Source organism: Agromyces humatus, from assembly GCF_021228295.1.
Taxonomy (GTDB): Bacteria; Actinomycetota; Actinomycetes; order Actinomycetales; family Microbacteriaceae; genus Agromyces; species Agromyces humatus.
In genome coordinates this window covers 272,003-285,613 of record NZ_JAJQPD010000002.1, presented here as the reverse complement: position 1 = coordinate 285,613, position 13,611 = coordinate 272,003, and the positions used below count along the sequence as shown (strand labels likewise).

Below are 13,611 nucleotides of genomic sequence, written 5' to 3'. Positions count from 1 at the left end.
TCCTTCGAAGGTCAGCCGACGGCGCCGAGCAGTGCAGCGATGTTCGCGGCAGGATCGGTCAGCGTCAGGGTGAGCACCGGCCGGCCGTGTTCTGCGAGCACGCTCGCGTCACCGGATGCCTGCGCTGCGATGAGCTGGCCGAACGTGAAGGGACGCTCGGGGATCGTGAGGTCGTCGGCCGGCGACTGCGTGATCTGCAGGAACACGCCGACGGCGGGGCCGCCCTTGTGGAACTGCCCGGTGGAGTGCAGGAACCGCGGACCCCAGCCGAACGTGACGGGGCGACCCGACCGCGCCGCGAGAAGATCGCGGATTCGCTCGACCTCGGGGTGCGCGACGCGATCGACGTAGGCCTGCACCGAGATATAGCCGTTCTCGGGCAGCTCCTCGAGGAGCACGTCGATCGCCGACTCGAGGTCGCTCGACGCACCGATGACGTCGGGCGTGCCACGCACCTCGATGCCGTTCGCGACGAACGCTGCGGGCTCGGGCGCGGGGCGGGCGTCGAGCAGGCCGCGTGCCGCGATCTTCGCCGACTCGACGTCGGGCTGGTCGAACGGGTTGATGCCGAGGATGCGACCGGCGACGGCGGTCGCATACTCCCAGACGAGCAGTTGCGCGCCGAGGCTTCCGGACACCCGGATCTCACCGGTGTCGTGGCGGCTGAAGATCTGGTCGCCCGCGTCGTCGACGAGGCGGACCACCTGGACGTCGGGCAGGTTCGCCGTCAGCTCGGGTGCGCCGGTATCGAGCACGACGGGCAGGATGCCGGTGCCCTCTTTGCCCGTGGATTCCGCGATCAGCTGCTCAGCCCAGTCGGCGAAGCCGACGATATGCGTGCCATCGGCGACGATCGCGAGCTTGTCGCGAAGCGGTGCGGTCGCGGCGATCGCCGCGCCGAGCACGAGGCCGGGGTTCTCGGGGCTGTCGATCGCGAGCGAGAGCTCGATCGTCTCGGCCTCGTCGAGGATCTCGGCGATGTCGACGCCGGCGAGGCCCGACGGCACGAGGCCGAATGCGGTCAACGCCGAGTAGCGGCCGCCGACGTTCGGGTCGGCGTTGAACACGCGGTAGCCCGCGGCCCGCGCCGATTCGTCGAGCGGCGAGCCCGGGTCGGTCACCACGATGATCCGCTTCGCCGGGTCGATGCCGGCATCGCGGAACGCCTGCTCGTAGACACGTCGCTGGCTGTCGGTCTCGACGGTCGAACCCGACTTGGACGAGACGACGAGCGCGGATGCCTCGAGCCGGTCGCCGAGCGCGGCGAGCACCTGCCCGGGCTCGGTCGAGTCGAGCACGGTGAGGTCGACGCGCGCCGTGCGCGTGATGACCTCGGGGGCGAGCGAGGATCCGCCCATTCCGCCGAGCACGATGTGGCGGACGCCGTCGGCCTCGAGCTGCTCGCGGAGCGACTCGATCTCTGCGACGAGCGGCCGTGACACGGCGACCGCCTCGGTCCAGCCGAGACGCTTCTCGGACTCGGCTTCGGCATGGGAGCCCCAGAGCGTCGCGTCCTGCGCGGTGATGCCGCTCGCAACGAGGTCGCTCACGAGCCCGGGGACGGTTCGACGAACTGCGTCGGCGGCGGCGCCGCTCACCGAGATGCGAAAGCTCATCGAGCCGCCTCCAACGCGGTGCGGACGCTGTCGATGAGCTCGCCCCACGAGACGATGAACTTGTCGACGCCCTCGTTCTCGAGGGTGAGCGTCACGTCGTCGTAGTCGACGCCCAGCGCGCCGAGCGCGTCGAGCACCGCGCCGGCATCGGCGTAGGCGCCCGTCACGGTGTCGCCCTCGACGACGCCGTGGTCGAACGTGGCCTCGAGCGTCTTCTCGGGCATGGTGTTGACGACGCCGGCGGCCACGAGATCGGTGACGTAGAGGGTGTCGGGCAGCGCCGGGTCCTTGACGCCGGTCGATGCCCAGAGCGGCCGCTGGCGGTTGGCGCCGGCATCGAGCAGCGCGGTGGCCCGCTCGGTGGCGAACTCCTCCTCGAAGAGCTGGTAGGCCAGGCGGGCGTTGGCGACGCCGGCCTTGCTCTTGAGGGCGAGTGCCTCAGGGGTGCCGATCGCGGTGAGACGCTTGTCGATCTCGGTGTCGACGCGCGAGACGAAGAACGACGCGACGGAGTGGATCGTCGACAGGTCGATGCCGGCCGCGTTCGCCTGCTCGAGCCCGGTGAAGTACGCGTGGATCACGTCGCGGTAGCGGTCGAGGCTGAAGATCAGCGTGATGTTGACACTGATGCCGGCCGCCGTCGCAGCGGTGATCGCATCGAGCCCCTCGACGGTCGCCGGGATCTTGATGAGCGCGTTCGGACGGTCGACCTTGGCCCACAGGGCCTTCGCCTCGGCGATGGTGCCCGCGGTGTCGCGAGCCAGGCCCGGGGCGACCTCGATCGAGACGCGACCGTCGACGCCGCCAGTGCGGTCGTAGACGGGCCGGAACACGTCGGCGGCCGCGCGGACGTCGTCGGTCGTGATGTCGAAGATCGCGGTGTCGACGTCGGCGCCGGCAACGGCGAGCTCGTGGAGGTGGTCGTGATACGTGTCGCTCTTCAGCGCGGCGGCGAAGATCGTCGGGTTGGTCGTGACGCCGACGACGTTGCGTTCGGCGATGAGCCGCTCGAGGTCGCCGGTGACGAGGCGTTCGCGCGAGAGGTCGTCGAGCCAGATGCTGACGCCTGCCTCGGAGAGGGCTGCGGTGGGGGAGTTGGTCATGTGGATGTCTCCTCTTCGGGCGCGCGTCAGGCCGACGCGAGCGATTCCTTGGCGGCGGCGACGACGGCGTCAGCCGTGATGCCGAACTCGCGGAACAGGGTCTTGTAGTCGGCGGACGCGCCGAAGTGCTCGATCGACACCGCGCGACCCCGGTCGCCGATGTAGCGCTGCCACGTGAGCGCGACGCCGGCCTCGACCGACACGCGAGCGGTGACCGCCGCCGGCAGTACCTGCTCGCGGTACTCGGCGGGCTGCTCCTCGAACCACTCGAGGCTCGGCGCCGACACCACGCGGGCGTGGACGCCCTCGGCGGCGAGCGTGTCGCGCGCCGCGAGGGCGAGCTGCACCTCGGAACCCGTCGCGATGATGATCACGTCGGGCGTTCCGCCGGCGGCCTCGGCGAGCACGTAGGCGCCCTTCGACAGGTTGGATGCCGCAGCGAGCGTGTCACCGGACGCGTCACCGGCACCCCGTTCGAACACCGGGATGTTCTGGCGGGTCAGGGCGATGCCCGCCGGGGCATCCGCTCGCTTCAGAACTTCGAGCCACGCATACGCGACCTCGTTGGCATCGGCCGGGCGCACCACCGTGAAGCCGGGAATCGCACGCAGGGTCGCGAGCTGCTCGATGGGCTGGTGGGTGGGGCCGTCTTCGCCGAGCGCGACGGAGTCGTGCGTCCAGACGAAGATCGACGGGACCTTCATCAGCGCGGCGAGGCGCACTGCGGGGCGCATGTAGTCGCTGAAGATCAGGAACGTGCCGCCGAACGCGCGGGTCGGCCCGTGCAGGACGATGCCGTTCACGATCGCACCCATGGCGTGCTCGCGGATGCCGAAGTGCAGCACCCGGCCGTAGGGGTCGCCTGAGAACTCGTGCGTGGACCACTCGGTCGGAATGAACGAGGGCGCGCCGTTGATGGTGGTCAGGTTCGACTCGGCGAGGTCGGCGGACCCGCCCCAGAGCTCGGGCAGCACACCCGCGAGCGCGTTGATGACCTTGCCCGACGCGGCACGCGTCGACAGTTCGGTGCCGCCCTCGAACACCGGCAGCGCCGACTCGATGTCGTCGGGCAGCTCGCCCGCCTCGAGGCGATCGAGCAGCGCCTTGCGCTCGGGGTTGGCGGCGGCCCAGGCGTCGAACCCGGTCTGCCACTCGGCGTGCGCGGCAGCGCCGCGTTCGCCGGCGAGACGGGTGTGGGCGATCACGTCGTCGGCGACGACGAAGTGCTGCTCGGGGTCGAAGCCGAGTACCTGCTTCGTCGCGGCGAGCTCGGCCGCGCCGAGCGCGGAACCGTGGATCTTGCCGGTGTTCTGCTTGCCAGGGCTCGGCCAGCCGATGATCGTCTTCAGGATGATGATCGACGGCTTCGAGGACTCGCCCTTCGCAGCTTCGATCGCGGCGTGCAGCTCGGCGACGTCTTCGACGTACTCGCCGGTCTTCTTCCAGTCGACGGTCTGCACGTGCCAGCCGTAGGCTTCGTAGCGCTTCGCGACGTCTTCGGTGAACGCGATGTTCGTGTCGTCTTCGATGGAGATCTGGTTCGAGTCGTAGATCATCACCAGGTTGCCCAGCTGCTGGTGCCCGGCGAGTGAGGACGCCTCGCTCGTGACGCCCTCCTGCAGGTCGCCGTCGCCCGCGACCACGTACACGAAGTGATCGAACGGGGAGGTCCCGGCAGGGGCATCGGGATCGAACAGGCCGCGCTCGAAGCGCGAGGCGTACGCGAACCCGACCGCCGACGAAAGGCCCTGCCCGAGCGGGCCCGTGGTGATCTCGACGCCGTCGGTGTGACCGTACTCTGGGTGGCCGGGGGTCTTCGAACCCCAGGTGCGCAGCGTCTCGAGATCATGCAACTCGAGGCCGTCACCCGCGAGGTACAGCTGCACGTACTGCGTGAGCGAGCTGTGTCCGGCGGAGAGGATGAACCGGTCGCGACCGAGCCATGCGTGGTCGGCCGGATCGCGGCGCATGACCTTCTGGAACAACAGGTACGCGGCGGGCGCAAGGCTCATCGCGGTTCCGGGGTGCCCGTTGCCGACCTTCTCGACGGCGTCTGCCGCGAGCACTCGGGCCGTGTCGACCGCCCGATCGTCGATGGGTTCCCACTGGAGATTTGCCACGAGGTGCTGTTCCTTCCGATCGTGACGGGACGGGAACCCTCGGCCCCGACCCGCCGAGGACGTTCTGGCGCGGTTCCGCCACGCGGTGGGAGGCAACCCGGATCGTCGTCTGAATGACTCTGGGGAGCTCCCGCGACACGAGGCGCGTATTCCTCAGTATATGGATCCCGGCACGAGTGTGACGGGCTGTGTCTCACAACGGCAACCGGTCGCCGTGAGGTCTCGGCGCGCGGGCGTCCGCGTCGCCGGGGCCCGTCGCCGCGATGGCCTAGACTCGAGAAGGGTGCGTGGGGAGTCCTGTTGACGTGCCCGCGCCCAGAAGAGGAACGATGAACGCAGCCGTGCACACCCGCGAGTCGCGACCTGAGATGACGGTGCGGCGCAAGCTCACCGCGTATCTCGCGCTCACCAAGCCGCGCGTCATCGAATTGCTGCTGGTGGTCACCGCGCCGACGATGATCCTGGCGCAGCAGGGCCTGCCGAATCTCTGGCTGCTCGTCGCGACGCTCATCGGCGGGGCCATGAGCGCGGGCTCGGCCGGCGCATTCAACTGCTACATCGACCGTGATATCGACCGTGTCATGAAGCGCACGCAGGGCCGACCCCTGGTCACGGGCGAACTCACCGACCGTGAGGCGCTCGTCTTCGCGTACGGGCTCGGCATCGCGTCGATCGTGTGGCTCGGCGTGTTCACGAACTGGCTGGCTGCCGCGCTCTCGCTCGCCGCGATCCTGCTCTACGTCGTGTTCTACAGCCTCATCCTCAAGCGCCGCACGTCTCAGAACATCGTGTGGGGCGGCGTCGCCGGCTGCATGCCCGTGCTCATCGGCTGGGCCGCGGTCACCGGCAGCCTCGACTGGCCGCCGTTCATCCTGTTCCTCATCATCTTCCTGTGGACCCCGCCGCACTACTGGCCGCTGTCGATGAAGTACAAGGACGACTACGCCGCGGCGGGCGTGCCGATGCTCGCCGTCGTCCGCGGCCGCGCGCAGGTGGGCCTGCAGGTCATCCTGTACGCGTGGGCGACGGTCGCCTGCTCGCTGCTGCTCATCCCGATCGCCCAGATGGGGCTCGTCTACTCGACTGTCGCCGTGGTCACGGGCGTCTGGTTCATCTACGAGACCCACCGCCTGTACAACCTCGCGATCCGGCACGAGCAGGTCTCACCGATGCGGGTGTTCCACAGCTCGATCGCGTACCTCTCGCTGCTGTTCCTCGCGATCGGCGTCGACCCGCTGCTGCCGTTCTAGTCGATCGGGCGGATGTCGCTACCGTTGTTCCGAGATCCAGGTGGGCGCCCGTACTCCGGCTGCCGTCGAATCGCGTCGAGCTCGCGCGGCTCGTCGGCCGCGTCGGTCAGTGAGCGGATGCCGCGGCAGCAGTCTCGGTCGACGCACGCGGTGCCCTGACCGGCCGCTTGAGCCGCAGCACGACGAGCGTCATCGTCGCCGCGGTGAGCGCCGCGAGCACCATGTGCACGCCGACGGCCAGCACGGGCAGGCCGTTGCGGGCCTGGTAGAGCCCCACCGCGACCTGCACGACCTCGATGGCGAGCAGCACGAGCGTCCAGCCGAGTGTGGGGAGCTTCAGGCGCCACGCCGCGATGACGAGGACGAGCGTGAGCACGAGGAGTGCGTACCCCGGCCAGGCATGGACGTGCTCGAGCAGCTCGGAGTCGAATCCGGTGCGCCCGGCCGCGGCGTCGCCCGAGTGGGGGCCCGAGCCGGTGGTGAGCACGCCGAACACGATCGTGAGCGCCAGGACGGCGCTCGTCGCGTGGGTGAGACCCGCGTACCACCCGGGTACTGCGCGCTCGCGCGGGCCGGCGGGCTGGTCCATGCGCGCGAGGAACGCCGCCGTCACGCACACGAGCGCAAGTGACGAGACGTAGTGGAACCCGACGATGAACGGGTTGAGGCCCGTCCATACGGTGATGCCGCCGACGATCGCCTGCGCGACGATGCCGACTCCCACGATGAACGAGAGCACGAAGAGGTCGCGACGTTCGCGGCGGATGCGCCACACGAGCAGGAAGACGATGAGGGCGAGGATGCCCACGACGCCCGTCATCAGGCGGTTGCCGAACTCGATGAGCGAGTGGTAGCTCAGCTCGTCGGTCGGGACGAGCGAATCGGGTGTGCACGTGGGCCAGGTGGGACATCCGAGACCCGAACCGGTCAGGCGCACCGCGCCGCCCGTCGCGATGATCGCCACCTGCGCGACGAACGAAGCCCAGGCGAAGGTGCGGAGTGTGCGGGTCACGCGGGTCGATCCTGCTCCGGGTCGCTCTGTGACCGGGCTGGGAGTCCGCCCGGCGCAGCCTGCGACCCTATAGACTTGAGGGGTTGGGTAATCTCCGCGAGGCGCGCGACAACGCGCGATGCGGGTTCCCAGCCATCTTAGGTTCGCACTGACGCCACCCGCACATCATCTCCTGATCAGCGAGCACCTCGACTCGCGACGGGGATGAGCCGGACTGATATCCGGTCGCACGGGAGGAGAAGAGGGAGAGCATGACGGACGTACTGATCGACCGCCCCGAACTGGAAGGGCTCGGCACGTACGAGTTCGGCTGGGCCGATTCCGACGCCGCCGGGGCATCCGCCCGGCGCGGCATCTCGCCGGAGGTGGTCGCCGACATCTCGGCCCTGAAGGCAGAACCCGAATGGATGCTCCAGCGACGCCAGCGCGCGCTGAAGCTGTTCGAGCGCAAGCCCATGCCCACCTGGGGTGCAGATCTCTCCGAGATCGACTTCGACAACATCAAGTACTTCGTGCGCTCCACCGAGAAGCAGGCCCAGACCTGGGAAGACCTGCCCGATGACATCAAGAACACCTACGAGAAGCTCGGCATCCCCGAGGCCGAGCGTCAGCGTCTCGTCGCCGGCGTCGCCGCGCAGTACGAGTCCGAGGTGGTCTACCACCAGATCAACGAAGAGCTCGAGCGCCAGGGCGTCATCTTCATGGACACCGACACCGCGCTCCGCGAGCACCCCGAGTTCTTTCAGGAGTACTTCGGCACCGTCATCCCGGCCGGCGACAACAAGTTCGCCGCGCTGAACACGGCGGTGTGGTCGGGAGGCTCGTTCGTCTACGTGCCCCCGGGCGTTCACGTCGAGATCCCGCTGCAGGCCTACTTCCGCATCAACACCGAGAACATGGGTCAGTTCGAGCGCACGCTGATCATCGCCGACGAAGGCAGCTACGTGCACTACATCGAGGGCTGCACGGCGCCGATCTACAAGAGCGACTCGCTGCACTCGGCGGTCGTCGAGATCATCGTGAAGAAGAACGCCCGCGTGCGCTACACGACGATCCAGAACTGGTCGAACAACGTCTACAACCTCGTCACCAAGCGCGCCACGGCCGCCGAGGGCGCCACCATGGAGTGGGTCGACGGCAACATCGGCTCGAAGGTCACGATGAAGTATCCGTCGATCTTCCTCATGGGCGAGCACGCCAAGGGCGAGACCCTCTCGGTCGCCTTCGCAGGCCCGGGCCAGCATCAGGACGCCGGCGCCAAGATGATCCACATGGCGCCCTACACGCAGTCGTCGATCGTCTCGAAGTCGATCGCCCGCGGCGGCGGCCGCGCCGGCTATCGCGGCGAGGTGCGTGTCGACGCCAATGCCCACCACTCGGCGAACACGGTGCGTTGCGACGCCCTGCTGGTCGACACGATCTCGCGATCCGACACCTACCCGGCGATCGACATCCGCGTCGACGACGTGCAGCTCGGCCACGAGGCCACCGTGTCGAAGGTCAGCGAAGAGCAGCTCTTCTACCTCATGTCACGTGGTCTCCCCGAAGACGAGGCCATGGCCATGATCGTGCGCGGCTTCATCGAGCCGATCGCGCGCGAGCTGCCCATGGAGTACGCGATGGAACTCAACAAGCTCATCGAGATGGGCATGGAAGGATCGGTGGGCTAGGAGTGACCGCCCAGATGACCAGCACAGCCATGCCCACGGCCGAGCAGCACGGCCTCGTCGCGCACACCGACGGTGCGTTCGTGCCCGTGCAGACGCGCTCCGAGCGGTTCCGCTCGGTGAACGTCGACGACTTCGCGCCGGTCAACGGCCGCGAGCACGAGTGGAAGCTCTCGCCCGTCGCCGCCTTCGCCGACCTCACCGGCGGCGAACTCGACGGCTCCCGTCCGACGATCGAGACGACGGATGTCGCGGGCGTCGCGATCTCATGGATCGCCCGCACCGACGCCCGCATCGGATCGGCCGGCATCCCCGAGGAACGCGCGAGCGCCAACGCCTGGTCGACCTTCGGCGAGTCGCTGCTCGTGTCGGTCACCGGCGAAGACGAGAAGGTCGCCGTCATCACCCGTTCGGGTCTCGGCAGCGCCCCCCGCGCGGCGCACACCGTCATCGAGGCGGCGCCGTTCAGCCGCGCGCTCATCGTGCTGCGCGGCATCGGTGATGCCCGCCTCAGCGAGAACGTCGAGATCCTGGTCGGCGAGGGCGCATCGCTCACCGTCGTCTCGCTCCAGGAGTGGAGCGACGACTCGGTGCACCTCGCGAGCCAGTTCGCCCGCCTCAGCCGCGACTCGTTCCTGAAGCACATCGTCGTCTCGCTCGGCGGCAAGGTCGTGCGAGTCAACCCCTCGACCCACCTCGCCGAGCAGGGTGCCGACATCGAGGCGCTCGGCCTCTATTTCGCCGACGCGGGGCAGCACCTCGAGCAGCAGGTGTTCGTGCACCACGATGCACCGCACACCAAGAGCCGCGTCACCTACAAGGGTGCGCTGCAGGGCTCGGGTGCGCGCACCGTGTGGATCGGTGACGTGCTGATCGGCCAGAAGGCCACCGGCACCGACAGCTACGAGCAGAACCGCAACCTCGTGCTCACCGATGGCACCCGTGCCGACTCGGTGCCGAACCTCGAGATCGAGACGGGCGACATCGCGGGTGCCGGTCACGCGAGTGCCACCGGGCGATTCGACGACGAGCAGCTGTTCTACCTCATGGCACGCGGCATCCGCGAAGACGAGGCGCGTCGCCTCGTCGTGCGCGGGTTCCTCACCGAGATCGTGCAGAAGATCGGGTCGCCCGAGCTCGAAGCACGCCTCAATGCCGCCGTCGAAGCCGAATTGCAGGGCAACTGACATGGCCGCAGTTCGCGTGTGCGGGGTCGACGACCTCGCCGTCAACGAGGCGTCGCGCTTCGTCGTCGATGGCGTGCCCATCGCCGTCGTCAAAGACGCGGCGGGCGATGTCTTCGCGATCGGCGACACGTGCACGCACGGCGACATCTCACTCGCCGAGGGGTTCGTCGAGAACGACACCCTCGAGTGCTGGGCCCACGGCTCGATGTTCTCGCTGAGGACCGGCAAGCCGCTCACCCTCCCGGCCTACGAGCCGGTCCCCGTCTACCAGGTGCAGATCGAGGGCGGCGACGTCCTCATCGACCCCGCGGTCACGCTGACCGTCTGAAACATTCCGGCCCGCGCGGCCGATCAACGAAAGAGACCAACCAGAACATGTCTGTGCTCGAGATCAAGAACCTGCACGTCAACGTCGAGACCGACCAGGGCACCCGCGAGATCCTTCGCGGCGTCGACCTCGTCATCAACAAGGGCGAGATCCACGCGATCATGGGCCCCAACGGCTCGGGCAAGTCCACGCTCGCCTACACGATCGCCGGACACCCGAAGTACACCGTCGTCCAGGGCGAGATCCTGCTCGACGGCGAGAACGTGCTCGAGATGACGGTCGACGAGCGTGCCCGAGCGGGCCTGTTCCTCGCCATGCAGTACCCGGTCGAGATCCCCGGCGTCACCGTCACGAACTTCCTCCGCACCGCGAAGACCGCGATCGACGGTCAGGCGCCGTCGGTGCGCACGTGGGTGAAAGACGTGCGCGAGTCGATGTCGAACCTGAAGATGGACAAGGCGTTCGCCGAGCGCAACGTCAACGAGGGCTTCTCGGGAGGCGAGAAGAAGCGCAACGAGATCCTGCAGCTCGAGCTCCTGAAGCCGAACTTCGCGGTGCTCGACGAGACCGACTCGGGACTCGACGTCGACGCGCTCAAGGTCGTCTCCGAGGGCGTCAACCGGGCGATGGCGAGCACCGGCCTCGGTGTGCTGCTGATCACCCACTACACGCGCATCCTGCGCTACATCAAGCCTGACTTCGTGCACGTGTTCGTCGCCGGTCGCATCGCCGAGCAGGGCGGCCCCGAGCTGGCCGACCGGCTCGAAGAAGAGGGCTACGACCGCTACAACGTTGCCGAGGCGGCCGCGGCCGAGTAGGGCGCGCGTAGACTCGAATCATGGTCACCACACTTGCGCCCGAGCGCTTCGACGAGGTCACCGAGGCACTGAAAGACGTCATGGATCCCGAACTCGGGGTCAACGTCGTCGATCTCGGCCTCATCTACGACCTCGGCTGGGATGACGAGAACGACGCGCTGGTCATCCACATGACGCTCACGAGCGCCGGATGTCCCCTCACCGACGTGCTCGAAGAGCAGACGGCTGAGGCGCTCGACGGCGTCGTCGAGGCATTCCGCATCAACTGGGTGTGGATGCCGCCGTGGGGGCCCGAGCGCATCACCGACGACGGCCGCGACATGATGCGGGCGCTCGGCTTCGCCATCTAGTCTCACGACGTAGAACCCCCCGGCTTCCTCGACGGAAGCCGGGGGGTCTCTCGCTTCCTGCCCCGGATGCTCCGGGTCGTCGTGCACGGGCAGCCGGTCGCGCGCCCTACTCGAGGCCACGGCGGCGGAGGAGCGGCTCGATCGTCGGTTCACGGCCGAGCAGCGTTCGCACCGATTGTCGCGGGTCGCGTGAGCCGCCCGGGGCGAGGATCTCGGCCCGGAAGCGGTCGCCGTTCTCACGCGTCGCGCCACCGTGCGCCTCGAACCACGCCACGATGTCGGCCCCGGCGACCTCGCTCCAGATGTACGAGTAATAGCCCGCGTCGTAACCACCCGCGAAGATGTGTGCGAAGTAGGCGCTCGAGTAGCGCGGCGGGATGAGCGGGTCGTCGAGGCCCGCCGCGGCGAGGGCGTGGTGCTCGAACGCGGCGACGTCGGTCACGGCGGCCGCGTCATCGGGCGAGAGGCGATGCCAGGCCTGGTCGAGCAGGGCCGCGGCGAGATACTCGGTGGTCGAGTACCCCTCGTTGAAGGTGCGCGACGCGAGCAGGCGGTCGATGAGGTGCCGGGGCATCCGCTCGCCGGTCTCGTGGTGCACGGCGTAGCCGGTGACGATCTCGGGGCGCAGCATCCACAGTTCGTTGACCTGGCTCGGCAGCTCGACGAAGTCGCGGAAGACGTTCGTGCCCGAGAACGTCGGATACGCCACCCTGGCGCACAGGCCGTGCAACGCATGGCCGAACTCGTGGAACAGGGTCGCGGTCTCGTCGAGCGTCAGCAGCGTCGGGTCGCCTGCGGCCGGCTTCGGAACATTGAGGTTGTTGACGACGACGGGCAGGGACCCCTCGAGCGTCGATTGCTCGACGAGTGAGCTCATCCACGCGCCGCCGCGCTTCGAGTCGCGCGCGTACAGGTCGAGCAGGTACAGGCCGACCGTGGTCCCGTCGTGTTCGGCGACCTCGAAGACGCGCGTGTCGGGGTGGTAGCCGATGAGATCGGCGCGCTCGGTGAACTCGATGCCGTAGAGCAGGGTCGCAGCCCGGAACACGCCGTCGACGAGCACACGGTCGAACTCGAAGTACGGGCGCATCGCCTGCAGGTCGATCTCGTGCAGTTCTGCTCGCACCCGCTCAGTGAGGTACGACCAGTCGGATGCCTCGACGCGGCGCTGCCCGTCGCGTGCAGCGCGGGCATCGAGCGCGACGGCTTCTCGCAGTGCGTTCGCGCATGCCGCGGGGGTGAGCCTGCCGAGCAGGTCGGCGACGGCGCCGGGGGAGCCGGCCGTCGAGTCCGCCGTGACGGCGGCAGCGTGGCTCTCGACTCCGAGCAATCGGGCGCGTCGGGCTCGAACCCGCACGAGCTCGAGCAGTGTCTCGCGGGTGTCGTGGGCGCCGCCGGCTCCACGCGCGCGTGATGCGGCCAGCAGCCGGTCGCGCACGCCGGGGTCGTCGAGCGCCGCGAGCAGCGGCTGCCCGGTCGGCAGGACGAGGGTGATCAGCCACCCGTCGAGCCCGCGCGCCACGGCGGCCGCCCGGGCCGCACCCCGCTGCGGCTCGTCGAGACCCGAGAGCTCGGCTTCGTCGGTGATGTGCACCGCGCGGGCGTTCGTGTCGGCGAGGAGTCGCTGCTGGAACTCGGTCGTCAGGGTGGCGATCCGTTCGTTCAGCTCGGCGAGCTCGGCACGGCCGGCGTCGTCGAGACCGGCGCCGGCCAGCATCGCGACACGGTGGCGGCGTTCGAGCAGGTATCGGGACTCGGCATCGAGTGCGAGGCGCTCACGGGCCACGAACAGGGATTCGATGCGTGCGAAGAGGCGCGGATCGAGGCGGATCGCATCGCGGTGTGCGGCGAGCCGCGGGGCGAACTCGGTCTCGAGTGCGTCGATCTCGTCGTCGGCGACGGCCGCGCTCGCGTTCTCGAACACCGGAAGCACGCGGCGCAGCAGGGCACCCGAGCGTTCGAGCGCGACGATCGTGTTGTCGAACGTCGCGGGGGAGTCATCGCCCGTGATCGCGTCGACCTCACGGCGCTGCTCGGCCATGCCCCGCTCGAGCGCGTCGCGGTAGTGCTCGGGGCGGATCAGTGCGAACAGCGGAAGCCCGAGCGGCAAGGGGCTGGGCTCGAGCAGGGGGTTGCGACGGTCGTCGACCATTCGCCAAC

At 68.8% G+C, this 13,611-nt stretch carries 11 protein-coding genes; 6 read left to right on the top strand and 5 right to left on the bottom strand.

Annotated features, from left to right (window positions below):
• Window positions 1–11: 11 nt before the first annotated feature.
• Genes LSF15_RS03995 through tkt form a run of 3 tightly spaced genes read right to left on the bottom strand, consistent with a single transcriptional unit; the run spans window position 12 to window position 4,839 of the window.
• Window positions 12–1,616, bottom strand: coding sequence for a phosphoglucose isomerase-related protein (locus LSF15_RS03995; RefSeq protein WP_232497232.1), 1,605 nt, complete (start codon window positions 1,614–1,616; stop codon window positions 12–14).
• Window positions 1,613–2,719, bottom strand: a complete 1,107-nt coding sequence (gene tal, locus LSF15_RS03990; protein WP_232497231.1) for a transaldolase — start codon at window positions 2,717–2,719, stop codon at window positions 1,613–1,615. Before tal ends, LSF15_RS03995 begins: the two co-directional genes overlap by 4 nt.
• Window positions 2,720–2,745: 26 nt before the next feature.
• A complete protein-coding gene (tkt, locus tag LSF15_RS03985) occupies window positions 2,746–4,839 on the bottom strand; it encodes a transketolase (protein WP_232497230.1) in 2,094 nt (697 codons plus the stop codon).
• 329 nt (window positions 4,840–5,168) lie between these two features.
• Between tkt and LSF15_RS03980 the strand changes: the two genes are divergently transcribed.
• Entirely contained in the window at window positions 5,169–6,089 is a 921-nt protein-coding gene (locus tag LSF15_RS03980) for a heme o synthase (RefSeq protein ID WP_232497229.1), read from the top strand.
• A gap of 106 nt (window positions 6,090–6,195) precedes the next feature.
• Here the strand turns inward: LSF15_RS03980 and LSF15_RS03975 are convergent, their stop codons facing one another.
• Window positions 6,196–7,101, bottom strand: a complete 906-nt coding sequence (locus tag LSF15_RS03975; protein ID WP_232497228.1) for a COX15/CtaA family protein — start codon at window positions 7,099–7,101, stop codon at window positions 6,196–6,198.
• Between the two features lie 251 nt (window positions 7,102–7,352).
• Between LSF15_RS03975 and sufB the strand changes: the two genes are divergently transcribed.
• The 5 genes from sufB to LSF15_RS03950 are packed head-to-tail and all read left to right on the top strand — an operon-like array spanning window position 7,353 to window position 11,451.
• Window positions 7,353–8,771: a Fe-S cluster assembly protein SufB gene (gene sufB / locus LSF15_RS03970; protein WP_232497227.1), complete on the top strand. Its 1,419-nt coding sequence runs from the start codon at window positions 7,353–7,355 to the stop codon at window positions 8,769–8,771.
• A gap of 14 nt (window positions 8,772–8,785) precedes the next feature.
• Window positions 8,786–9,955 carry a Fe-S cluster assembly protein SufD gene (gene sufD / locus LSF15_RS03965; protein WP_232497226.1) on the top strand — a complete coding sequence of 390 codons (1,170 nt, stop codon included), beginning with the start codon at window positions 8,786–8,788 and terminating at the stop codon, window positions 9,953–9,955.
• A gap of 1 nt (window position 9,956) precedes the next feature.
• The gene (locus LSF15_RS03960) at window positions 9,957–10,283 is read left to right on the top strand and encodes a non-heme iron oxygenase ferredoxin subunit (RefSeq protein ID WP_232497225.1); all 327 of its coding nucleotides are present in this window, start codon (window positions 9,957–9,959) and stop codon (window positions 10,281–10,283) included.
• Between the two features lie 47 nt (window positions 10,284–10,330).
• Entirely contained in the window at window positions 10,331–11,101 is a 771-nt protein-coding gene (gene sufC / locus LSF15_RS03955) for a Fe-S cluster assembly ATPase SufC (protein WP_232497224.1), read from the top strand.
• Window positions 11,102–11,121: 20 nt separating this feature from the next.
• On the top strand, window positions 11,122–11,451 hold the full coding sequence (locus LSF15_RS03950) for a metal-sulfur cluster assembly factor (protein ID WP_232497223.1): 330 nt from the start codon (window positions 11,122–11,124) through the stop codon (window positions 11,449–11,451).
• Window positions 11,452–11,557: 106 nt separating this feature from the next.
• Here the strand turns inward: LSF15_RS03950 and LSF15_RS03945 are convergent, their stop codons facing one another.
• Window positions 11,558–13,603: a M3 family metallopeptidase gene (locus LSF15_RS03945; RefSeq protein ID WP_232497222.1), complete on the bottom strand. Its 2,046-nt coding sequence runs from the start codon at window positions 13,601–13,603 to the stop codon at window positions 11,558–11,560.
• Between the last annotated feature and the right edge of the window lie 8 nt (window positions 13,604–13,611).